The organism is Corynebacterium comes (assembly GCF_009734405.1).
GTDB lineage: Bacteria > Actinomycetota > Actinomycetes > Mycobacteriales > Mycobacteriaceae > Corynebacterium > Corynebacterium comes.
This window is the reverse complement of the sequence record NZ_CP046453.1, coordinates 1,985,541-2,006,789: the sequence shown is the minus strand read 5'-3', so window position 1 is coordinate 2,006,789 and position 21,249 is coordinate 1,985,541. Positions and strand designations below refer to the sequence as shown.

The 21,249-nt window shown below is 64.8% G+C and carries 20 protein-coding genes; 6 read left to right on the top strand and 14 right to left on the bottom strand.

Annotation, left to right across the window (positions count from 1 at the left end; all coding sequences use genetic code 11):
• Nucleotides 1-31 precede the first annotated feature (31 nt).
• Complete coding sequence (locus CETAM_RS13950; RefSeq protein ID WP_197085717.1) at nt 32-2,065, bottom strand: TPM domain-containing protein; 2,034 nt, start codon at nt 2,063-2,065, stop codon at nt 32-34.
• A 24-nt stretch (nt 2,066-2,089) separates the two neighbouring features.
• Between CETAM_RS13950 and CETAM_RS09620 the strand changes: the two genes are divergently transcribed.
• Together CETAM_RS09620 and CETAM_RS09615 are read left to right on the top strand one after the other, a co-directional pair.
• Entirely contained in the window at nt 2,090-2,755 is a 666-nt protein-coding gene (locus tag CETAM_RS09620; protein ID WP_156228654.1) for a YdcF family protein, read from the top strand.
• Nucleotides 2,756-2,761: 6 nt separating this feature from the next.
• On the top strand, nt 2,762-4,027 hold the full coding sequence (locus CETAM_RS09615) for a deoxyguanosinetriphosphate triphosphohydrolase (RefSeq protein ID WP_156228653.1): 1,266 nt from the start codon (nt 2,762-2,764) through the stop codon (nt 4,025-4,027).
• Between the two features lie 68 nt (nt 4,028-4,095).
• Here the strand turns inward: CETAM_RS09615 and catA are convergent, their stop codons facing one another.
• The 4 genes from catA to CETAM_RS09595 are packed head-to-tail and all read right to left on the bottom strand — an operon-like array spanning nt 4,096 to nt 8,246.
• Nucleotides 4,096-4,950 (bottom strand): catechol 1,2-dioxygenase, encoded by an 855-nt coding sequence (catA, locus tag CETAM_RS09610; RefSeq protein WP_156229470.1) that lies wholly within the window; start codon nt 4,948-4,950, stop codon nt 4,096-4,098.
• 44 nt (nt 4,951-4,994) lie between these two features.
• The gene (locus CETAM_RS09605) at nt 4,995-5,546 is read right to left on the bottom strand and encodes a nuclear transport factor 2 family protein (RefSeq protein ID WP_156229469.1); all 552 of its coding nucleotides are present in this window, start codon (nt 5,544-5,546) and stop codon (nt 4,995-4,997) included.
• Nucleotides 5,547-5,574: 28 nt separating this feature from the next.
• On the bottom strand, nt 5,575-6,765 hold the full coding sequence (locus CETAM_RS09600; RefSeq protein WP_156228652.1) for a flavin reductase family protein: 1,191 nt from the start codon (nt 6,763-6,765) through the stop codon (nt 5,575-5,577).
• A gap of 44 nt (nt 6,766-6,809) precedes the next feature.
• Nucleotides 6,810-8,246 carry an MFS transporter gene (locus tag CETAM_RS09595; protein ID WP_197085847.1) on the bottom strand — a complete coding sequence of 479 codons (1,437 nt, stop codon included), beginning with the start codon at nt 8,244-8,246 and terminating at the stop codon, nt 6,810-6,812.
• A 207-nt stretch (nt 8,247-8,453) separates the two neighbouring features.
• On the opposite strand from CETAM_RS09595, the gene CETAM_RS09590 reads away from it, so the two are divergent.
• Genes CETAM_RS09590 through CETAM_RS09580 form a run of 3 tightly spaced genes read left to right on the top strand, consistent with a single transcriptional unit; the run spans nt 8,454 to nt 10,760 of the window.
• Nucleotides 8,454-9,800, top strand: a complete 1,347-nt coding sequence (locus CETAM_RS09590) for an amidase (protein ID WP_156228650.1) — start codon at nt 8,454-8,456, stop codon at nt 9,798-9,800.
• Complete coding sequence (locus tag CETAM_RS09585) at nt 9,794-10,072, top strand: hypothetical protein (protein ID WP_156228649.1); 279 nt, start codon at nt 9,794-9,796, stop codon at nt 10,070-10,072. The genes CETAM_RS09590 and CETAM_RS09585 overlap by 7 nt, the downstream gene beginning before the upstream one ends.
• 52 nt (nt 10,073-10,124) lie before the next feature.
• The gene (locus tag CETAM_RS09580) at nt 10,125-10,760 is read left to right on the top strand and encodes a response regulator transcription factor (protein ID WP_231587441.1); all 636 of its coding nucleotides are present in this window, start codon (nt 10,125-10,127) and stop codon (nt 10,758-10,760) included.
• 86 nt (nt 10,761-10,846) lie between these two features.
• Here CETAM_RS09580 and CETAM_RS09575 read toward each other — a convergent pair whose 3' ends face one another.
• From CETAM_RS09575 to CETAM_RS09535, 9 genes are all read right to left on the bottom strand, one after another.
• Complete coding sequence (locus CETAM_RS09575) at nt 10,847-12,157, bottom strand: TRAP transporter large permease (protein WP_156228647.1); 1,311 nt, start codon at nt 12,155-12,157, stop codon at nt 10,847-10,849.
• 5 nt (nt 12,158-12,162) lie between these two features.
• Nucleotides 12,163-12,741 (bottom strand): TRAP transporter small permease, encoded by a 579-nt coding sequence (locus CETAM_RS09570; protein WP_156228646.1) that lies wholly within the window; start codon nt 12,739-12,741, stop codon nt 12,163-12,165.
• Nucleotides 12,738-13,850, bottom strand: a complete 1,113-nt coding sequence (dctP, locus tag CETAM_RS09565) for a TRAP transporter substrate-binding protein DctP (RefSeq protein WP_231587439.1) — start codon at nt 13,848-13,850, stop codon at nt 12,738-12,740. Before dctP ends, CETAM_RS09570 begins: the two co-directional genes overlap by 4 nt.
• Nucleotides 13,851-14,085: 235 nt before the next feature.
• Nucleotides 14,086-15,036 carry a PDR/VanB family oxidoreductase gene (locus CETAM_RS09560; RefSeq protein ID WP_156228645.1) on the bottom strand — a complete coding sequence of 317 codons (951 nt, stop codon included), beginning with the start codon at nt 15,034-15,036 and terminating at the stop codon, nt 14,086-14,088.
• 65 nt (nt 15,037-15,101) lie between these two features.
• Nucleotides 15,102-15,860 (bottom strand): SDR family NAD(P)-dependent oxidoreductase, encoded by a 759-nt coding sequence (locus tag CETAM_RS09555; protein ID WP_156228644.1) that lies wholly within the window; start codon nt 15,858-15,860, stop codon nt 15,102-15,104.
• 9 nt (nt 15,861-15,869) lie between these two features.
• Nucleotides 15,870-16,382, bottom strand: a complete 513-nt coding sequence (locus CETAM_RS09550) for an aromatic-ring-hydroxylating dioxygenase subunit beta (protein ID WP_156228643.1) — start codon at nt 16,380-16,382, stop codon at nt 15,870-15,872.
• The gene (locus tag CETAM_RS09545) at nt 16,375-17,652 is read right to left on the bottom strand and encodes an aromatic ring-hydroxylating oxygenase subunit alpha (RefSeq protein WP_156228642.1); all 1,278 of its coding nucleotides are present in this window, start codon (nt 17,650-17,652) and stop codon (nt 16,375-16,377) included. Before CETAM_RS09545 ends, CETAM_RS09550 begins: the two co-directional genes overlap by 8 nt.
• 42 nt (nt 17,653-17,694) lie before the next feature.
• Nucleotides 17,695-18,057 (bottom strand): hypothetical protein, encoded by a 363-nt coding sequence (locus CETAM_RS09540; protein ID WP_156228641.1) that lies wholly within the window; start codon nt 18,055-18,057, stop codon nt 17,695-17,697.
• Nucleotides 18,058-18,097: 40 nt separating this feature from the next.
• A complete protein-coding gene (locus tag CETAM_RS09535) occupies nt 18,098-19,294 on the bottom strand; it encodes an acyl-CoA dehydrogenase family protein (protein ID WP_156228640.1) in 1,197 nt (398 codons plus the stop codon).
• 203 nt (nt 19,295-19,497) lie between these two features.
• Between CETAM_RS09535 and CETAM_RS09530 the strand changes: the two genes are divergently transcribed.
• Nucleotides 19,498-21,006, top strand: a complete 1,509-nt coding sequence (locus tag CETAM_RS09530) for a PAS domain-containing sensor histidine kinase (protein WP_197085716.1) — start codon at nt 19,498-19,500, stop codon at nt 21,004-21,006.
• The last annotated feature ends 243 nt before the right edge of the window (nt 21,007-21,249 follow it).

Sequence of the window (21,249 nt, the reverse complement as noted above, 5' to 3'; positions counted from 1 at the left end):
TCGTCTGGCACCCCTCGTTGGTTTGTGCAGGCTAGAAAGACCCGCCGCGGAACCCGCCGCCTCCGCCGAAGCCGCCGCCACCCCCAAAGCCGCCTCCGCCGAACCCACCGCCGAAGCCACCACCGCGGCCGCCGCCGGAGAGGATTTCGTTGATGAGCATGCCGGCGACGAACCCACCCATGTTGGAGCCACCGCCGCGGCCCTGGTGCTGGCGGCGCTGGTAGTCGTCGACATCGGACTGGGCCTGGCGGGAGGCGAGCTTGGCGGCGTCGGCTGCCTGGCGTGCCGCCTCGATGGCGGTCCGGGTGTCGGAGGTGCGCAGCTGGATGGCCTGGGCCTGCAGGCGCTTGGCGTCGGCGAGGTAGGTGCGTGCCTGGGCCTGGACCACCCGTCCGCGGGAGGCGATGAGGTCCTCGGCGGCCTGGATGGTGGAGTTCGCGGACTGGAGCTGGTGGTCCAGGAGCTGGAGCTGCCGGGACTGGTCGGCGGTGGTTTCGCGGACGGCGTCGAGGTGCTGGTCGACTTCGGCGTCGATGTCGGAGAGCAGGGTGTAGGCGCCGAGCGGGTCGGAGGATTTCAGGTCGCGGGACTGCTCGAGGGTGGTGATGGCGCGACCGACGACGTCATCCAGTGCTGCCCAGTCTGCCCGTGCTCCTTCCGAAACCCCGCGGCGTTTGAGGTCGCCGGCTTCCCGGATCTCGCCCTCGACCTCGGCGATGAGGTTGTCGATGCCGGACCTTGCGGAGGCGATGTTCTCGTCTGCACGCTCAATGCTGGACAGCATGTGGTCGGCGCGTTCGATGGCGTGCTCGGAGTGGCGGATGGCCTCGACGAGTCCGCCCTGCTCGCCCGCGGGCAGGGACTCCAGGGAGCGTGCGGATCCCAGGGCATTCTCGGCCTCGTCCAACGCAGCTTCGGCCAGGGAGACGTTGTCGGCGATCGACGCCAGCACCTCGGGGGAGTAGCGCTCCTGCAGCGCCGACAGCGTCGCGGTGGCCTGGGGCAGGCGGGTGCGCACGTCGACGGTGCGTCGGGTCAGTTCGTCGATCTTGGCGTCGGCGGTGGCCAGCAGGTCGCGCATGGCGGCGAATTCGGCGGCCTCGGACTGCAGGGCGTCGTCGGCCTGGCCGCAGGAGGAGATGATGGCCACGAGCATGGCGCGTTTTTCGGCCTCGGATTCGGGGATGGCGTCGTTGAGGCGCTGCTGGGTGGCGAAGGCCTTCTGCAGCGTGGTGGTGGAGTGGTTCATCGCGCGGGTGAAGGAGCGGGTGCGGTCGGGGCCGAACTCGGCGATCGCCAGGTCCAGCTCCTCGCGGCCGCGGCGGATGGATTCGTCGACGGCGACGAGTTCCTCGTGGGCGAGCTGCTCCAGGGTCTCCAGGGGCAGCTTGGCCAGGCGACCGGTGTCCCGGGGATCGATGTTGCGGGAATCCTCCAGCACGGCCGCCGAGGTCTCCTTCCGCTTGCGGCGCGAATAAGCCCAGATGCCGCCACCTGCGGCGACCGCGGTCGCGGCACCGCCGCCGAGCCACGCGACGGACTCGCCGGACATCTCCCCGGAGCTGGCTGCGGCGCCCACGGCGGCGTCGGCCGCGCCGTACCAGTTGCTCTCCACCAGTTGGGGGAAGGCGGCGTCATACATGTCGTCGAGCTCGGACTGTTGCCAGTCGCTGCCGCCGTTGATGCCGAACTGCCGGTCCTCGGTGGCCACGGCGATAACCGCGGTGTTGCCGCCGCCGTTGAGGGTCACGGCCTCCTCGGTCCAGGCTTCCGGGGTCATGCCGCCGAAGCTGGGCAGGAACACCACGAAGATCGATTTCTGCCCGTCGATCTTGTACTGCTGGATCTTCTCGGTCAGATCGGCGCTCTGCGCGGCGTCGAGCACACCTGAGTGATCGGTCACCGGCGCAGCGAAGCGTTCCGGGGCGATGGTGCCGGCGACGGCGGTCTGTGCCTGGGTGGCGCTGTCCAGTCCGAGCGCGAGCGGTGCGCCTCCGACGAGGACTGCGGCGGCGATCGCAGCGGCTGCGGCCAGGGTCTTCGGGCGGGGGAGCATTGGTTTCATGCCGCCAAGACTACCGTCGAAACGGTGAAGTTGTACCTCCTCCCTGCGCTCCTGTCCGGCCCGGCCCGCATCCTCGCCCATGCTCGTATGCGCCGCCCCCTCCCCGCCCCGCGCGCCAGCCTGGCGGTGCTGGGCACGGCACAGTATGACGGCCGCGCATCGAAACAGTTCGCCGCGCGCCTGGACCATGCGCTCCTGCTCTGGGAAGCCGGCCGCGCCGGTCATATTTTCACCCTCGGCGGACGGATGCCCGGCGACCGGTTCACTGAGGCGCAGGTGGGCAAGGCCTACCTGGTCGAACGCGGCGTCCCCGCCAGCGCGGTGACCGAGGTGCCCGAGGGCAATGACACCCGCGGCTCCTACGCTGCGCTCGTGGAACACCACCACCCCGGCGCGACCCTCATCGTCACCGATCCGAACCATGCCCTGCGCGCCGAGCTCCTGGCACATCAGGCCGGAATTGACGCTCTCGCCAGCCCGACCCGGACCTCCCCCACGCGGTTCCCGGGGAAGACATGGTGGCTCACCCTGTCCCATGAGACGGGCGGGCTGATGGTCGTCGATGTGTCCCGCGCCTTCGGACGCGATAACGCGGATAGGCTGGAGGAGTTGTTGCGCGGGCTGCAGGCCGGTCTGCGCCCCTCGCGCCGGGCCCGCCACGAGAAGCTGGCTGCCGACAAGCTGGACTGAGGACACATGTACGCATACACCGCCGCCGACATCGAACGCCGGCACCATGAGGGCCCGAAGGGCAGCGAGTTTGAGGACTCGACCCCCGATCACCGGGGTGACTTCGGCCGTGACCGTGCGCGCGTCCTGCATTCGGCAGCGCTGCGCAGGCTGGCGGACAAGACCCAGGTCGTGGGCCCCCGCGACGGCGACACCCCCCGCACCCGCCTGACGCACTCCCTCGAGGTCGCGCAGATCGCCCGCGGCATCGGCTCCGGTCTCGGCCTGGATCCCGACCTCTGCGAGATGGCCGGCCTCACCCATGACATCGGGCATCCGCCCTACGGCCATAACGGTGAGGTCGCGCTCAACGAGGTCGCCGCCGATTGCGGGGGCTTCGAGGGCAACGCCCAGACCCTGCGCATCCTCGCCCGCCTGGAGCCCAAGACCGTCTCGCCGGCGGGGGAGAGCTTCGGCCTCAACCTCACCCGCGCCGCGCTCGACGCCGCCTGCAAGTACCCGCGCACCCGCACCAACCCGGACGGCACCGTCAACGCCAAGTACGGCTGCTACGACGAGGACGCACACATCCTCGCCTGGCTCCGCGAGGGCCACACCGATCAGTGCCCCTCCATGGAGGCCCAGGCCATGGACTGGTCCGACGACATCGCCTACTCGGTCCATGACGTCGAGGACGGCATCGTCTCCGGCCGCATCACCCTCCGCGTCCTCTGGGACCTCGTCGAACTCGCCGCGCTGGCCGAAAAGGGTGCCCGCGCCTTCGGCGGCACCCCCGAAGAGCTTCTCGACGCCGCCGCCTCCCTCCGCGAACTCAACGTCGTTCACCACGCCGCCGACTTCGACCACTCGTTGCGCGGTTATTCCAATCTCAAGCGCATGACCTCCGAGCTGGTCGGCCGCTACGTCGGCGCCACGGTGAGCGCGACGGCCGGGCAGGAGAAGCTGGGCCGGCAGCACGGCCGACTGATCGTCCCGCCCCACGCGCATGCCGAGGTGACCCTGCTCAAGACCATCGCCGTGCTCTACGTCATGGACGCGCCGGTGCACATCGCCCGCCAGGACCGCCAGCGCGAACGCATCTTCAGGGTCTTCGACTACCTCACCGCCGGCGCGCCGGGCTCCCTCGACCCGATGTACCGCCAGTGGTGGAACGAGGCGGCGGATGATGCCGGGCGTCAGCGAGTGGTGATCGACCAGATCGCCTCCATGACCGAGTCGCGTCTCGAGCGTCTGGCCAAGCACTCCGCCGCCCTCACACCTTTCCTGGGGTAGGGGAGGGAGGCGGAAGGGGCGGGGCACCTGATGCACCAGGTGCCCCGCCCCTTCCGTGTTCCCAGGAGCTAGTCTTCCTTGTCCAGGGCGAAACCGTAGGTGACAACGTTGTTGCCCTCGGCGTCGGTCTGCGGGTCGAGCAGCAGCTCCGGCTTGACGGCGGTCGCGACGTCGTTCTCGGTCCAGTCACCACCCTTGAAGTAGAGCTGGGTGGTGATCTCGCGGTAGCCCGGGTTCTTCACCTTCAGGTGCAGGTGGGCCGGACGCCACGGGTGGCCACCGTAGGAGTCGATGAACCAGCCGGTCGGCCCGTCAGACGGGATCTGGTACGGAGCCGGCTGCAGGGTCTTGATCTCGTACTCACCGTTCTCGTTGGTGACGATGGTGCCACGCAGGTTCCACTCCGGGATGCCCGGGGCGAACTGGGAGTAGAAACCGTCCTCATCGGCGTGCCACAGCTCGATGGTGGAACCACCGATACCATTGCCGTCGACGTCGGTGACCTGGCCCTTGAAGATCAGCGGGGTGGCGGCCTTGTCCTGCTCGCGCATCGGCATCTCGCCGTTCCACGGCAGCTCCGGGGCGTTCTCGACGTAGTACGGGCCTTCGATGGAGCCCTTGGTGCCGGTGTAGTTGTGGCGGTCGTAGTTGATCTTCTCGATCTCGTGCTCGACGAAGACGTCCAGCCACAGCGGCCACTCGCCGTACTCGCCGACCTGGATCATCCAGTTCTTCACCACGCGGTACTCGTCGTAGGTGACCTGGTGCTTGTGGGCGACCTCGGCGATGGCGGCCAGCAGATCGGTGTAGATCGCGTTGGCGCGCTCCTTGGAGGTGTCCGACTTGACCGTCTCGTGCTTAAACTTGTCGGTCGCGGCGTTACCGGAACCCTTGGCGGTGGGGGTGAGCTCTGACTCGGTCATCATTGTCTTCTCCTGGGGTGGGGGATTCAGGCGGGGTGGTCGGCCTATTTCAGCAGGACCGAACCGGTGGGATAGCTTTCTGCGAAGTTGTCCGGTAACGGGGCGATGAACACGTTCTCGGTGCGGGTGCGGGTGATCTTCCACTCGCCGTCTTCGCGGCGGAAAGTGTTGTTGAGTCGGCTGGAACGCAGTAATGAGGTCCCGTCCGAGTACAACCAGGGCTGCATGTGGATCCAGTAGCCGTGGGCCTGGTCTGCGTCCACGTGGATCTGCTCGGAGGTCAGGTAGTGGGCGTTGAGGATCAGCCGGGGGTTCTGGTCCTCGGGCCAGAAGCGGGCGAAGTGGGCGCGGATGGCGTCTTTACCCTCCGCCCGGCCGAACTGGCCGTCGTAGTATTCGCCTACGCCTTCCCACACGGCGTCCTCCGTATAGAGGTCGAGGATCAGCTCGATGCGTTCCTCGTCAGTGACCGGAGGGTACACCGGGCACGGGGTGTCACAGAGAAACATGTAGCGTGCCTGAATGCGGCGAATGTCGGCCTCCGCCTCGAGAACGTCGATACGACGCTCAAGTCGGGTGAGCAGTTCTTCCGTCATCATCAGTTCTTTCTGCACTCTTCGGTTCCTAGTCTTCGCTGCTGCTGGCGTTCTCGATCTCCCGCGCCACGGCCTTGGCCCGTTCGATCCAGCCCCGGACGTCTGCGCCGGTCACTCCGGCCGGCAGCTGGGCCAGGCGAAGAGTCATGGTGTAATCGCCGGAGGGGTCCCGGACCGGGAGCACCATGGAACCTACGTTGTAGGTCTCTTGGTCCTGGATCTCTCGGGGGTCGTAGTCCAGTCGGGTGCTTCCGATGGCTTCGCGGATACTCCGTTCTTCCATCGGGGTGGGGTTCGCCTTCTTGTACTCGCGGGTGGCGCGGATCATCTGGTCATAGGCGGTGGATCCTGCTTCCGGCAGCAGCGCCAGCAGGTATCCGTGCTCCCCGATGAACTTCAGGCGTTTGCGGTGCCGCTCATGTACTTCGTCCGAGGCGTTCTTCAGCTTGTGCATCCAGCGTTCCTGGAGCTCAGCGGGCTTGTCGAACATGTAGCTGTCGCCGATCGGGGGGACCATGGGGAACCGGCTGGCCAGTCCTCCTTCGCGGGTGGCGTCAGCAGAGAGGGCGGAGAAGACCGTGGCCAGCTCGTCGTCACTGACGGCCGCGAACACCGACACTTCGCAGCCGATGGAGTGTGCCAGATCCTTCAGCTTCTCGCTCACGCTGTGGGCGGCGTGAATGGCGGGGAGGATTTCGTGGCCCATCCGGGAGACCTGTTCGGTTCCGGCGAAGCTGCCGTACCCGCCCTGGAAGAAGAGCAGAGGTGCCACGGAGTTGGTGATCTGGAGATCGGAGACCGCGCAGAGCACGATCCAGTGATCGCCGGCCTCCACCACATCGGCGATGGTCGTGTCGACCCAGGCAATCGAGTGCTTCAGGATGGGGTCGCCGGAAGGCGAGGGGTACCACTCGATGCCGTCGAGCTTGTTCTCCCAACGCTGCGCGATGGCGAGCATTTCGGCCTGCTGTTCACCACCCAGGATATTGATGCACAGGGAGTCGCACTGACGGAGCTTCTGGAAGGTACGGGAGGTTTTCATCGGCATGAAGGACACCAGCGGAGGGTCCAGGGACACTGAGGCGAAGGTGCCGACGACAAGCGCCAGGATCTCGCCTTCTGCACTGCGTCCGGTCACCACGGCGACACCGGTGGGGTAGTGGCCCATGACCTCGCGGAAAACTTTGGGGTCGAACGTATCGGGAACGGTGGCAGTCATGATGGATTTCCTTTCTGCGCAGGGGGGTACGGCTTCGGGGAGTTCTACGAGTCAGCCTTGACGTGGTGTTCCTGAAGTCGACGGCCCAGCCGCTCCGGCCGGAGCAAGAGGGCTGCCAGCAGGCCCGCGACGACCAGGAACACACCGGTGATCAGGAATGCGGAGTGCACGCCTTCCGTCATTGCGGCGATCATCGCCGCCGACGGTTCCACGCCCTTGGCGGGGGTCTGGTAGCCCGCGGCACTCATCAGCCAGCCCACCAGGATCGGGGAGATGATGGCGCCGAAGGCTGCGAAACCGCCGAGGGTGGCCATCATGATCGGTCGCTGCTTAGGTCCGACCGCATAGCCGACAGCAGCGGCGGACATCGGGAAGACCAGGCTGCAACCACCGGCAATCGTCAACAGGGGCACCGCGAAAGCGGCGGGAGTAGCCGGCACCAGCAGGAAAGCGAGGCCGGCGACTGCCGTCGACAGGCCGAAGGGAACTGCGATGGCCACATGAGCGGAACGGCCCTGCTTCAGCAGACGCTGACCGAGCCCGCCCAGCACCAGCAGGACAAGTGCGCCGAGGACCCACGGGAAGGTGGTGTAGACGCCCACCTGGGACAGGGAAAGTCCAACCACGGTGTCGAGGTATTGCGGGAGCCAGGTGGTCAGGAAGCCCTGCACCCAGAAGTTGGAGGCTCCGCCCAGCAGAGCCGCCAGGAAGGCCAGGCTGAACAACGCGTACCAGATGTTGACGGGCTTCTGTTGGTCCACAGCATCAGAGTCATTTTCTCGTTTTTCAGCGGTGGGCGCCGCCGCATCCTCTCGCAGGCCGGCAGCCTTTGTCGCCCGGGCGCTGTAGGGTCCGTCGCCACCGAAAATCAGCCAGATCGTGATCCACACCAGACCTATGATTCCGAGGGCACCGAAAGCCCAGCGCCAGCCCCATATACCGATTACCCAGGCAATGAAGGGGGCGGCGAAGACCGGCCCCATAGTGGAGCCGATGGCGATCAGGTTGGACGGCAGCGCGCGGCGCGAAGAGTGGAACCAGGTGTGGGCGGACGTCAGGGACATTGCGGTTGCCGGCCCCTCCGCTCCACCGAGAATGATGCGGGTGGCGAGGAGTACCGCAGCTCCGCCACCGAGGAGCATCGGGAACTGCATCACTGCCCAGACCATACCCAGCGCCAGGATGATCCAGCGGACGGAGAACTTGGAGGCCAGGATGCCGGTGATCACCGAAACGATGGCGTACAGGAAGAAGAAGGCGCTTCCGATGAATCCGAACTGTGTGGGGCTCAGCCCGAGGTCGGGCATGGCCTGGGGTGCCACAAGACCCAGGACTGCTTTGTCTGCGAACGCGATGATCTGGAAGACCACCAGTAGGCCGACGATGACCCAGGCGCGGGCCGTGGGACGGTGCCGATCTTGGGTTGCACGGTCTGCTTCCGCCGACTTCACCTTGCCCGTCGGCTGTGCTGTTACTGTCATCATCTCTCCGCTCCCCGGAAGAATTCCGGTGTCTTCTCTTGGATGTGAGAGCAAGGTAACTGTGATCGCCCTTACACAGATAGTGGGGAAACCTTTACTCCCGAGCGCTTCTATTGGAATAAGGCCTGTCGTATGGTCAGTTCATTACGTATTTGAACGTGGGTATCACCCCATGAGCAGAAAATCGCCAGACGTGCAGGAGAATCGATGAATTCCACCTACCGGAATCGGGACATCAGCGAGCAAGTGAGGGCCATCCACAGCGGTGAGATCACGATCTCTGAACTCTCGTCAGCGGTCCGCACCGATATCACCCGCTACGAAGACCGCCTCAAGGCCTGGGTCGCCCTGGCGGATATGAGCGTTCCGTTCCCTCCTTCCTCCCCTGAGGTCGATGACTCCGCCGGTGCACGCCCGCTGGAAGGCGTGTCTATCGGGGTCAAGGACATCATCGACGTCGCCGGCCTTCCCACCCGCTCAGGGTCAGCCGTGACCTCTGCCCTCTCCGCTGAGGCTGACGCCGCCTGCGTGGCCAGGTTCCGCGAACTCGGTGCCGTAATTCAGGGCAAGACGGTGACCACTGAATTCGGTTATTTCTCGCCCGGACTGACCGTCAACCCGTGGGACCACGAGTGCACACCAGGTGGTTCCTCCAGTGGTTCGGCGGCAGCCGTGGGCGCTAACACCATCGCTCTTGCCCTCGGCACCCAGACCGCGGGGTCCCTGACCCGTCCTGCATCCTTCTGCGGTGCCGCTGGCATGGTGCTGGCAGCCGGGTCCACCCCCATGGCCGGGGTGAACGGGATGAGCGAGACCCTGGACTCCCTGGGTATGATCACCCGCACCGTCGCTGATCTGGCTTATGTCTACTCTGCTTTCGCGGGTCAGGATGTTGACCGCCCGGAGGACTCTGCTGCCTCCGGGATGAAACTGCATATCTGGCACGGCTCTGAAGTCCTGCCGCTGGCCCCGCAGATGCAGGACCTTCTCCGGGAGGTTCCGCGGATCGCCGCCGACATCGGGGTTGATCACAAGGATCTCGACTGGAACGATCACGTGGTCACCTTGACCGCGGATCACCGCACGGTGATGGGTTACGAGGCTGCGCGCACGCTGGCAGGCGTCCAGGCGGAACACGAGGCCGAACTCAGCCCGCAGCTTCTGGAGCTGCTCCGCGGGGGTGCGGAGATCCAGGACCAGGATTACCGGGAAGCCCTGATCCGCCGGGACATTTCCCGGCGCGCGTTGGAGCGGTTGCTTGGACCCGATGGCGTGATCATCGGTCCCGCTGCCCAGGGGCCGGCCCTCAACCGTTGCAACGGCACCGGTTCCCCGGACCTCAGCCGTGCGTGGCAGCTGCTTGGTCTGCCGGTCGTCGTCGTTCCGGGTGCGCGGTCCACCACCGGAATGCCGCTTGGGCTGCAGCTGATCGGGCTGCCCGGTTCCGAGCAACGGCTGCTCACCCTCGGGCAGCTCCTGGAGAAGCGGTTGCGCAGGCTGCCGTCATTTTCCGAGCACACTTCTCAACCGACGCTGAAGGATCTGACATGGTAATCAAGCCTCTTCCGACCAACCATTCCCGCATGTTCCTCACCTGCTATGAGGACACCTTTAATTACGGCTGGCATCACGTGGATCTGTTCGTGCATGACGAATACGGCCGGGAGGTCAACTGGGTCCACTGGACCGTCCAAGCCGACGGGCCGGAAGCGGCGGATGAGTCCGTCCGCCAGGAGGAGCCGGAGCTCCGCCGTCTCACCGACTGGAAGCATCAGGTCAGTGCTTTCGGGATGAACTACTGGACCGCCGATGCAGCGTGGGACTGATACGACCGTGACTGCCCCTCAAGCTGCCGTAATCACGAAAAGCAGGAACGCAGTGCCCCAGAACATCGATTCAGTTCCGGCCACCCGGGTCTACGTCGTAGACGACGACTCGGAATTGTGTGAGTCAGTAGAGTGGCTCCTCGACAGCGCGGCAATCGCCTGCACCATCTGCAACAGCGCCGATGAGTTCCTCGAGAAGTTCGACCCCGACAGCCCCGCCTGCCTCGTCCTCGACGTCCGTATGCCCCGCATGAGCGGCACCCGCCTGCAGGAGCGACTCAATGAGATCGCCCCGCACGTGGCCATCATCTTCGTCTCGGCGCACGGGGACATCAACATGTCCGTGTCCACGATGAAAGCGGGCGCGCAGGATTTCCTGGAGAAGCCCTACGACCCCCAGCAGCTTATCGACGCCGTCCAGCTCGGCGTGGACAATGCTGCCCAGCGCTATCTGCTGCATTCCCAGGAGCGCAGGCTGTCCGAGAAAATCAATCTGCTCACCAGCCGGGAACGTGAGGTACTGGTGCTGGTCATTGAAGGACTGCCCAGTCAGACCATCGCCCGACGTCTGGGTATGAGCGTCAAGACCGTCGACGTGCACCGCACCCGCATCAAGGCCAAGACCGACGCGGACTCCATCGGCACTCTGGTGCGCGACATCCTGCGTTACCAGGTGGAGGTCGCTTAAACGGGCGACCTGCCAGACCCGCTTCCTATCTCCTGCCGGTACTTCCCCCGCTGTAGGCAGGCCTCCGGACGGAGGCCTGCCTACAGTCATCCCATGAGGTTCGGGATCACCAGCACGAGCCAGGGGAAGAGCGCCAGGACCGCCACGACCACGAGGTCCGAGACGATCCACGGGATCGCCGCCCGGTACAGCACGGACATTGGGAGCCATGGCGCGGTCGACTTCATGACGAACAGTCCCATACCGAATGGCGGGGAGATGTTACCGATCTGCAGGGTGACAAGCACCAGGATGGAGAACCAGATGCCGTTCCACCCGAACTGGGCTGCGATCGGCATGAGCAGGGGAGCGGTGATCATCATGATCGAGGCCTGGTCGATGAAGGCGCTCAGGATGACCAGCAGGATGATGATGATCACCATCATGGCCACTCCATTGGTCACCGATTCGGTCAGCCAGTTGACCAGTCCCTGGGTCGCTCCCATGTAAGCCATGATCTGTGAATACAGGGTGGAAGCCATCACCAGGAAGAAGATGGTGGTGGTGGTGCGCACGGAGGCCACCGCCGCCCGCCACAGCTCCCCGGGAGTCAGGCGACCGATCACTGCGGCGACGATCACGCTGGCGGTGGCCCCCAACGCCGCCGATTCGGTCGGGGTGGCGACCCCGAAGAAGATGAGGCCCAGGATCACGAGGGCGATGATGCCCGGCACCAGCAGTCTTGTGAAGAATCCTCTGATCACCTCGGTGGGCGCTCGTCGGGATGCGTCCTCGTCGTGGACGTCGTTGTCGCCCCGGCTCCGCCAGAGCACGATGATCACGTAGCCGACGCCCATCAGGATGCCCGGGATGATCCCCGCCATCATCAGGGGTCCGATGGGAACCTGGGCGATGCCACCCCACAGGATTCCGAGGGCACTGGGCGGCAGGACCATGGCCAGACCACCGGAGGCGAGAATGGACCCGGCTGACAGATCGCGGTTGTAGCCAGCGTCACGCATCTGCGGCAGGAGAGTCCGGGAAAACAGCGCGGTGTTGGCCAGCGAAGAGCCGGAGAGCAGACCGAATGCGCCACCACCGGCGACCGCCACCATGGGAAGCCGACCGGGCACCCCCCGCATGAGCACCGAAATCTCCGCGAGCGCCTCCTGGGCTATCTTCGAGCGGAAGAGGATCTCACCCATCAGGATGAACAGCGGGATGGCGGAGAAGGTGAAGCTGTTGACTGAACTGATCACGCTCAATCCGACCAGTTTGGAGGCCGCGGAGAAGCTGCCGAAGATCAGGAAACAGGAGACGATGCCGACCGCCAGCATGCCGAAGGCGACCGGGATGCGCAGCAGTAGAACGGCGATGAGCGCGAATATGAAGACGGGGAGAAAAATGAACCATTCCATGGCGCTCAGTCCTTCGGGAGTGCGGTGTGGGGAAGCGGATCCCGCCGGATGCGGAGGGCGACCAGAATCGTGGAGTAGACGACGCCGATGAAGCCCAGGGCCACCGGCAGGGACAGCCACCAACGTGGCAGGGACAGTTCGCCACCCATGGTGGTCAGGGTGTTGATGTCGTGGATGAGCAGATCCACCGCCGCTATCGCCAGGAAGACTGACACCACGACCTGGACGATGATGCTCAGGACGTTCAACCCCGCCATCGTCTTCTCCCCGGCGAAGAAGTCGGCGACCTCCACCCGGAAGTTCTCGTCGGCAACGGTGGCGGCCGGAATGACCAGCACGGTGATGACCACCATGCACATCGAGGCGATCTCCACCGCGCCGATGATTCCGTTCCCCAGGTAGCGCATGATCACCGCCACGGTGACCAGCACAGCCATCGCCAGCAGGACCGCGGCCCCGATTCCCTGGAGGAGGCGTTGGGGGAGCAGCGCCCGGCCCGGGAGGAGGGACAGGTCATGCGGGGTTTCCGCAGATCCGCCGAGATCGACGGGTGTGATGTGCTCATCGCGCCGCGGTGAACTCATGACTTTTCCTTGAGCTGCTCGATCTGCTCAACGGTGCGGTCGACGGTGGCGCCCCCGGGCACAACGTCGGCCAGATTCCCGGTCATGCCGTCTTCGTATGCCCGCTTGAGTTGAGCCGCATCCGGCGTGGTGGCCAGGATGGCGTCCCAGTCAAGCTCCTCCCAGCCGGTGCGGTAGGCCAGCTCGAAGACGCGGTTCGCCTCATCCTCACTCAACATGGTCTCCTGCACACCGGCGTCCTCCCATTCCCGGGTCTCCGAGACCGCCTTGTTCATGAAGTGCTCGAAGATCTCCGGTTCGGTCTCCGTGATGGTGTCGGTGATCGCCTGACGGGTCTCCGGATCCAGGTCTTCCCAGGTCCGCTCGTTCATGACCAGGTTGGCCACGGACTCGTAGAAACGCGGGGCCACGTGGTAGCCGGTCACCTCCTGCAGGCCCAGACTGCTCGGCCCCACTGCCGCCCAGCTGGCGCCGGAGACCACGCCGCGTTCCAGGGCGGTGTAGACCTCGCCGCCCGGCAGGTCCACCGGCACTCCACCCATCGCCTGGACCATGCCGGAGGTGGCTGAGGAGGTGCGGAGGGATTTGCCCTGCAGGTTGGCGTCCGTGATCGGGCTGTCCACAAGCAGCACCTGTGGCATACCGGCCACGGTGTGGCCCAGGTAGGTGATGCCCAGCTGGTCCCGATGGATCTCGTCGTAGATCCCGGTGATCCCGAGTTCCCGTTCCTTCATGGGGGAGTACGGGGTGAAGCGGGGAACCTCCATGGCCGGCAGCTGGTCCACGTAGTAGTCACCGGGCAGCGACCCCATGTCGAAGACTCCGGCGGATACCCCTTCAATCAGGACATTCGGCGCCATCACCTCTGGTCCGCCCTTGTACTCGACGGTAATCCACGGGGCGTTCTCCCGGAGGTTCTCAATGAACATCCACATGCCGTCGTTGTTGGAGTGCGTTCGGTTGAAGCTCGTGGCCAGCGTCAGGGTCACCTCCTCCCGCCCGCCGTCCGCCGTAGTGGAGGTGCCCGCCGGGGAGCACCCCGCAAGAAGCACGGGTATGGCCGCCAGCGGCGCCAACCAGCGTCGCCCGGCCGAGGTATGTGGTCGCATCAGGTTCCTCCTGAGGATGGTCGGAGACTCTCGGGGAAACGGGTACGGAGCAACCGAACTCCATTTCCTCACATCTGTCCGCAAATGTGATGTGGGTAATGCTATTGAGCAAATCGCCAGCGAGATATCGGAATAATCTTTCACCGCGCTAAGGAAATCCTTAGAAACTCAGCGGGCCCACAATGGCGAAACCCCGCAGCCCGGCAGGGCTACGGGGGTGATCGGAGGGGTGGCGTCAGAAGTACTCGAGCACGAGCTTCGGGTCCCGGGTCCGGGAGACACATACCGCCATGGTTTCGCCGGCTTCGCGCTCCGACTTCGTCAGGACGCTGTCCCGGTGTTCCGGGGTTCCCTCCAGCACCTCCATGATGCAGGTGCCGCAGATCCCCTCCTCGCAGGAGGTGGCGATGTCGCACCCGGCCTCGTTGAGCACCTCGACGATCGAGCGGTCCGCGGGAACATGGTAGGTTTCGCCTTCCAGTTCCACGTCAAACTCCGTGTTCTCCTGATCTCCCCCGGTTTCCGCCGGCTTGAAGTTCTCGAAGTGGATGGCGTCCTCGGGTAGCTTCTCGGCGGCAACCATGCGGACCTGGTCCATGAACGGGGCGGGGCCGCAGACATAGAGGTGGGTACCCTCCGGCAGACCATCCACCATGCTCGCCAGATTCTTACCCTGGGTGTCCCGGTCCACGCCGAGGTGGGTGTGGAGCTTATCGGGGCACTTCTCGGTGAGGATAGGCAGGAAGGCTGCCTCCTCCTCGCTGCGGGCATAGTAATGCAGCTCGAAGCTGATGCCGCGGACATCCATGTACCGGGAGAGACTGAGCATCGGGGTGATGCCGATTCCGCCGGCGACCAGCACATGGTGTGCCCCCTCCTCGGCAATCGTCATGAGGTTCCGGGGTTCGGAGACCTTGAGTCTGTCACCGACCTGAAGCTCATGGAGCGCCTCTGATCCGCCGCGGCCGCCTTCCTCGCGTTTGACCGCGAAGAGGTATGCGTCATCACCGTCCGGGCGGCCGCACAAGGAGTACTGCCGGGTCAATGAAGTCGGTCCGACGACGTCGATGTGCGCGCCGGGGGAGTAGTGTCCCACCGGACTGCCGTCTGGCAGCGTGAGGTAGAACGACTTGATGGTGGGGGTCTCCTGGACAATGTCCGAGACCACAACGTCAATGAGAGACATCTCTGTACTCCCCTTTCCTTGTGCTGTTCGGTCGATGCCGGCGCGGAGCCGGCTGTATTGGTGGATCAGCGGACGTAGAGGCCGCCGTTGATGTCCCAGCAGGCGCCCGTGACGAACGCCGCGTCCTCGTCCGCCAGCAGCGACACTGTTTTCGCGATGAAGGCGGGATCCCCCAGGCGGCGGACCGGGATGCCGGCGATCACCTGGTCGAGCTTCTCAGCGGGCACGGTCTGGTGGACGATCGGCAGATCATGCGGCCCCGGTGAGATGGCGTTGACGGTCACGCCCTGCCCCGCCAGCTCGCGGGCGAAGATCTTGGTGGTGGTGAGGATCGCACCCTTTGAGGCGGCGTAATGTCCGCCGGTGGCCGTTCCGCCGTTCTGCCCGGCCAGGGAGGCCATGTTAATGATGCGGCCGTAGCCGGCCTCGGCCATGGCGGCGCCGAAGACCTGGCACCCGAAGAAGATGCTGTCCACGTTTGTGGTGAGCACCTGATTGAAATCCTGCTCCGAAAGAGTCATCAGGTCAGCCGCACGGGTCACCGCGGCGTTGTTGACCAGGATGGTGGGGGTCGCCCACTGGTCGGTGAGGGTGTCCAGTGCTTTGACGAAATCCTCGCGCCGGGAGACATCCAACCGGATGGCACAGGCGGTGGACCCGTCGGGGGAGAGCTCGTCGGCCAGCTCCTGCGCCTTCTCCTGCGCGATGTCAGCCAGGCAGACCCGGTGACCGTCGTCGTGGAGTCGGCGCGCGATCTCCTGCCCCATGCCCCCGGCGGCGCCGGTGACCACCGCGACGCCATTCGCACGTGCTGTGTCAGTCATGCCGCCGCCCTAGATGAGGAAGCCGGCGGCACTGACGGCATCTTCACTGTTGATGAGGCGGGCGACCTTCTCAGCGATACGGTCACCATCGTCGGACAGCGCGATGGTGTGCGTGAGTTCGGCCCCGAGGGTCTGGTAGGCGTTGCGCTTGAAGGCGGTGAGCACCTGGGTGGAACGGATGACCACCTCTTCGTCGGTGACGGACCTGACCACGAAAGTGGACACCACCCGTGCCGTCCGGGCGGCGGCCACGGCGGAGGGGGCGTAACCCTGCATCATGCGCTCGACGCGGAGGCGGCGCATACGCTTGTCGTCGTAGATCATGTTGAGCGAGGAGGCGTAGTCCTCGGTGTCCGGGTCGATGGGCACGACGTAGTGGGATTCGTCGGTGAACAGCTCTTCCCAGGCGGGGTAGTCCTTGGCGTCCAGGAGGGCTGCCTCCTTCCAGATGAGCTCGATGGCGCGGAGCACGCGCTCGTCGGAAAGCATTGCCGTCTGTCGGGTCAGGAGGGAATTAGTCATCGCTCATCATCTTCTTCCACATGTAGTAGGCCTCGCGCATGCCCGTCTCATCGGTGACATGCGAGGTGGGCCAGTTGTCGTCGTTGTTGTACTCGCGGTTCAGTCCGCGGTTGACCATGATCGGCATGTTCGGGTTGCCGCCGGCGCCGATCTGGACGCGATCCCAGCCCTCTGCGTCGTCGGGGCTGCCGAAGCCGAAGGGGCCCTGGAAGTGCTCGTGGATCCGGAGCCGCTCCTGGTTCACGCTCTCCGGGCCACCGTCCATGCCGATGGCCATGTGCCAGATCTCGGTCTCATTGACGGAGATCGGGATGATGACCCGGAAGAAGGCGGAGGACATCGCGATGTTGGGGAACATGTTCAGGTTGAAACCGCAGCCGTGCATGGAACGCATGTAGCGGCGGATCCGCTCCGGGGACTCACCGGCGGCCTCGAGCTCGTCCACCAGGTGCTGGAAACGGGGCTGAATCTCCTCGGTGCCGTCGTCGATGTCCAGGTCCAGATGCGCGGCGGCCATGATGCCCACGCTGTGCCCGTTGCCCAGCGCATGGGTTTCGGCGGCCGGATCGTCCATGAAGGACATCATGTCGGCGGTCTCTGCGTCGACGGAGGCCATCCAGGACTTGTGGACCATGGGGAAGTGGTATCCGTCGGTGGTGTTTTCCAGCTGGATCTTCCAGTTGCCCCGGAACCGGAACTTGTGGATTCCGATGACCTTGGTGGGGAAGCCGTTGGACTGCTTGAGGAAGCGCTCCATCCAGATCTTGGCGTCACCCAGGTGCTCCTCCAGCGGAGGGGCATCCTCGTTGAAGGTGGCGAAGATCATGCCCAGGTAGGACTCGGTGCGCAGCTTCTGGAGCGGGAAATCCTTTTTGTCCAGTACACCCTCGTACCCGTCCGGGTAAGGGACACCGCGCAGACGGCCGTCCAGGGTGTAGGACCAGTTGTGGTAGGGGCAGGTGAAACCGTTGGCCTTGCCGTTGCGCTGGTCGCAGACGGTGGCACCGCGGTGGCGGCAACGGTTTAGAAGGGTGTTGAAGATGCCCTTGCGGTCACGGTTCACGATCACGGGCTGGTCGCCGACCTGGGTGGTTTTGAAGGAGCCCGCCTCGGGGATCTCGCTCTCGTGGGCGACCCAAACCCAGGTCTTGTAGAAGATCCGTTCCATCTCCTCCTGGAAGATCTCGGGATCGGTGTAGAGCGCGCCGGCGACCCGGTCGTCCTCGACGAGGGTAGCGAAACCGCCCAGGGGTTCGTGTGTGGTGGTCATGGTGTGTCCTTCGGTAATTAGTCGGGTAAGGGAGAGGGTCGATCAGAGTTCGACGTCGTCGCGGATGACCAGTTCCCGGCCCATCCGTGCCTCAATCTTGAAGTACTTCCACAGGGCGAACTCGCCGACCATGATGGTGCGCAGCAGATTGCAGGCCTCCTTGACGGTCGCCTGATCCTGCACGTCAGCCAGTACGTAGAAGGTCCAGGGCCAACCGTCCGAGGGTCCCACCATGTGGGAATCGTCATCGAAGGTTCCGATGACCTCGACGCCGTCCATGTCCCGCAGGCTGGTCAGAAATGCCTGGGTGGCGATCCACACCGGGCCGATGTCAGCCTTCGGAAGGTCGAAGAAGTTCTGGTTGTTGCCGACACAGAACAGGGTGCGCAGTGGCTCTTGCGACATGGGGTTCTCCTAGAAGTAGGGGTGAGTGCGGGGCGGGGTGTCAGGGGAAGCTGGGAATCCCGGGGTCGAGCCCGAGCAGCAGGGCACCCGCGGCCTCGAAGATGTGCTCCTGGAGCATTGCGTGCTGTGCGGGGACGAGACCGTCCTGCAGGAAACGCTGCAGGGGGTGCCCTTCGAAGATGGCGCCGGTGCCGGCGAGGTTGAACGCCGCCAACACCACATCCCGGCTGACATGCGCAGCCTGCGCCGCGGCCATCCGCAGCAGGGCTTTGTCCCGGTCGGTGATCTCCTCGTTCGCGACGGCCTTGGCCCAGACCTCCTCGGTGGTCTCGTAGAAGAAGGCCCGGGCGGAACGCAGATCCGCCTCCGCCTTGGCCAGGCCGGACTTGTAGTTCGCCCGGTTGCCCTTGGCTGGCCCACCGGTGATGGAGGCGTTGGCCGAGCCCACCTCGGTGACGTAATCCAGTGCTCCGCGGGCGGCGCCGAGGCCCACTACCGCCAGCACCTGCGCTGCGTAGGCGATGACGGGATATCGACTGACAGGTTCGTCGATGGTGGGCTTCCCGCCACGGACGAAGGTCATCTCGTCGGGAACGAAGACCCGGTCGGCGCGCACATTGTGGGAGCCGGTGGCCTTCATGCCGGCCACGGACCAGTTGTCGACGATGTCGACCTTCGCCGGGTCCACGAGCGCGGTCAGCGGTTTGCCGTTGGTCTCCTCGCCGCCCCGCAGGCCCATACCGAGCAGGTCAGCTCCCTTGCAGCCGCTGGCGAACTGCCACTCGCCGGAACAGATGTACCCGCCCTCGACCCGCTCCGCCTCGAACATCGGGAACATACCCGCAGCGAAAACGATGTCCGTGCTCTCCGCGTAGATCCTGCGCTGTGTCTCCACCGGAAGGGAGGCGAAGTACACGGGGGCGGAACCGAAGCTGGCGACCCATCCCGTGGCGGGGTCGATGGCGGAGATCTGTTCCACCTGCTTCATGAACTGTGCGGGCGGCTGCGGGTCGCCGCCGAACTGTTCGGGAACTGCAACCCCGAACAACCCGGCCTTCTTGAGGAGGGCAATGTAGTCACGGGAGACGTGGCCCTGTTCGTTGAACTCGTCCCGGCGCTCGTGAAGTACCTGCAGAGCGTGGGCGAATGCAGCGTCGCGGGCGGGCCCGGCGGGTTCCGCGGCCACCCCGGCCGCGAGTCGTCCGGCTGCGGTGGCTGCATCAACAGTGTCTGTCATGATCGCCACCCCGCTTTCATCCTTCGTTGCTAGTGCCATTACCTTCTCCAATTGCTGCGACTTCGAATGGTGTACATGCGATGCTATGGCGCGGTTCACAGTGGCGGTATTGGAGAAAACCGCCATCTACCTAAGGAATTCTTTAGCCGGTGGCCACCTTTTGCTGATGTACCAGCGAAGACAGTGGCCCTAGGATCAGGGGCATGCAACCCAGCAGTGACGACCTACTGACAATGGCGCAGTATTCGCAGAACGCCATCCTGGTCCACGAGAAGGATTCATTGCGTATCCTCTGGGCCAACGACCAGGCGTGCAGGATCTTCCAGTACAGCGTCCCTGAGCTGCGGTCCCTCAAGGCACACCACATGAGCTCGCAGGATGAGCGGTACCGCCGCGAGGACGGTGTCGCCTGGCTGCACTCCGCAGCTCTGTACGGGTCGAGTCGGAGGCAATGGAAATACCTGGCCGCCGACGGCACCGAATTCCTCACCGACTCAACAGCGACCCTCGTACCGTTCCAGGCCGGGGAGGCGCTCATGGTGGAGATCCGCGTGATCGAGGAAGATGAGCAGAGGCCGGATTCTCCGGAGTGGGTGTCCACGTCGCTGGAGCGCATCATGTCGCACACCGCTTCCGGGGTGCTGGTGCTCGACACCGACAACCGGGTCGAGCGGGCCTCTCCCTATGCCGCCGGGCTCTTCGGGTACGCGGCTTCCGAAATCATCGGGGAAGAACTGGGGAACCTGGGTACGACCGATCTCGGGGTCAGTGAGGAACAGCTCCGGGAGACGATCGTGCAGCCGGAGCGACAGATCAACTTCCGCCTGAAGGTGGACGGGGAGAACAGGACTTTCCGCTGGTTGAGCTGCAACCTTGAGAATGTCCGGATCGAGGGCACCACCTACCGCGTGCTCACGGTGCGTGACATCCAGGACCGGGTGGAAGCGGAGCAGCGTGAGAAGGCGCAGCGGGAACAGCTGCAGTACCTGAGCCGCTACAACGCGATGGGGGACATGGCGATGGTCCTCGCCCATGACCTCGGGCAGCCGCTGGCCGCTTCCCTCAATTTCCTCAGCGGGCTGAAGACGCGACTGAACACCCCCACCCCGAACTTCACCCAGCTCAACTACGGCATTGAGATGGTGGAGAAGCAACTCAGGCGAGCATCAGAGATCGTGGCCTCAGCCAAGCGGTATGTCCGGAGGATCGAGAGCACGGCCGCAGAATTCAGCCTGCCGGCGACCATCGCGGAGTCGCTCTATTTCGTTCGGCTACGCGCGGAAGAAGAGGGGGTGGTGGTCAATGCCGACCTGGGGACCGAGGAACTGATGATGGAAGGGGAGAGCGTGCTCATCGGGCAGGTGATCATCAACCTCTGCATGAACGCGATCGATGAGATCAAGCGGCCGGATACCCTGGTGAAGGAACTCGACATCAAACTCACCGAATTCGGGGGTCTCGCCTCACTGTCGATCACGGATCAGGGCCGCGGGATGGATGCCGTGCCTGCCGAGCAGCTGGCTGCCGGTGCCTTCAGCTCGAAGAAGGACGGCTCGGGAATCGGGCTGATCATCTCTGAACATATCGCCCAACGGCACGGTGGGACGATCCTGTTCACCCCGAACAAACCGCGCGGAACAATTGCGACGCTGTCGTTGCCGCTGAAGTCGGTGCAGAATGCGCAGGCGGAGAACACCGGCCCCGTCATGTAGGGGCAGCGGTGTCTCTGTGCCGGCAGGTCCTGGCTACTGCCCATCACCACCCCACCCCGAAAGGAGGACCCCGCAAGAGGTCCTCGCACAGCGTTCCTTTCGGGGTCCAGCGTGATATCAGGGGGTCTTTGCGGGGTTCTCCTTTCCTACCCAGCCACCCCACCCGAACCCTGCGAAGAGAACCCGGCGATGAGCCCGATCCCCGGACTCCCCGCGGGTTCCAGCATGATTCCAGGGTTGAGC

What these genes read in the sequence shown, in the direction of transcription:
- CETAM_RS13950 (WP_197085717.1), bottom strand. Translation starts at nt 2,065, where the DNA reads ATGAAACCAATGCTCCCCCGCCCGAAGACCCTGGCCGCAGCCGCTGCG.
- CETAM_RS09615 (WP_156228653.1), top strand. Translation starts at nt 2,762, where the DNA reads ATGTACGCATACACCGCCGCCGACATCGAACGCCGGCACCATGAGGGC.
- catA (WP_156229470.1), bottom strand. Translation starts at nt 4,950, where the DNA reads ATGACCGAGTCAGAGCTCACCCCCACCGCCAAGGGTTCCGGTAACGCC.
- CETAM_RS09605 (WP_156229469.1), bottom strand. Translation starts at nt 5,546, where the DNA reads ATGACGGAAGAACTGCTCACCCGACTTGAGCGTCGTATCGACGTTCTC.
- CETAM_RS09600 (WP_156228652.1), bottom strand. Translation starts at nt 6,765, where the DNA reads ATGACTGCCACCGTTCCCGATACGTTCGACCCCAAAGTTTTCCGCGAG.
- CETAM_RS09595 (WP_197085847.1), bottom strand. Translation starts at nt 8,246, where the DNA reads ATGACAGTAACAGCACAGCCGACGGGCAAGGTGAAGTCGGCGGAAGCA.
- CETAM_RS09590 (WP_156228650.1), top strand. Translation starts at nt 8,454, where the DNA reads ATGAATTCCACCTACCGGAATCGGGACATCAGCGAGCAAGTGAGGGCC.
- CETAM_RS09585 (WP_156228649.1), top strand. Translation starts at nt 9,794, where the DNA reads ATGGTAATCAAGCCTCTTCCGACCAACCATTCCCGCATGTTCCTCACC.
- CETAM_RS09575 (WP_156228647.1), bottom strand. Translation starts at nt 12,157, where the DNA reads ATGGAATGGTTCATTTTTCTCCCCGTCTTCATATTCGCGCTCATCGCC.
- CETAM_RS09570 (WP_156228646.1), bottom strand. Translation starts at nt 12,741, where the DNA reads ATGAGTTCACCGCGGCGCGATGAGCACATCACACCCGTCGATCTCGGC.
- dctP (WP_231587439.1), bottom strand. Translation starts at nt 13,850, where the DNA reads ATGCGACCACATACCTCGGCCGGGCGACGCTGGTTGGCGCCGCTGGCG.
- CETAM_RS09560 (WP_156228645.1), bottom strand. Translation starts at nt 15,036, where the DNA reads ATGTCTCTCATTGACGTTGTGGTCTCGGACATTGTCCAGGAGACCCCC.
- CETAM_RS09555 (WP_156228644.1), bottom strand. Translation starts at nt 15,860, where the DNA reads ATGACTGACACAGCACGTGCGAATGGCGTCGCGGTGGTCACCGGCGCC.
- CETAM_RS09550 (WP_156228643.1), bottom strand. Translation starts at nt 16,382, where the DNA reads ATGACTAATTCCCTCCTGACCCGACAGACGGCAATGCTTTCCGACGAG.
- CETAM_RS09545 (WP_156228642.1), bottom strand. Translation starts at nt 17,652, where the DNA reads ATGACCACCACACACGAACCCCTGGGCGGTTTCGCTACCCTCGTCGAG.
- CETAM_RS09540 (WP_156228641.1), bottom strand. Translation starts at nt 18,057, where the DNA reads ATGTCGCAAGAGCCACTGCGCACCCTGTTCTGTGTCGGCAACAACCAG.
- CETAM_RS09535 (WP_156228640.1), bottom strand. Translation starts at nt 19,294, where the DNA reads ATGACAGACACTGTTGATGCAGCCACCGCAGCCGGACGACTCGCGGCC.
- CETAM_RS09530 (WP_197085716.1), top strand. Translation starts at nt 19,498, where the DNA reads ATGCAACCCAGCAGTGACGACCTACTGACAATGGCGCAGTATTCGCAG.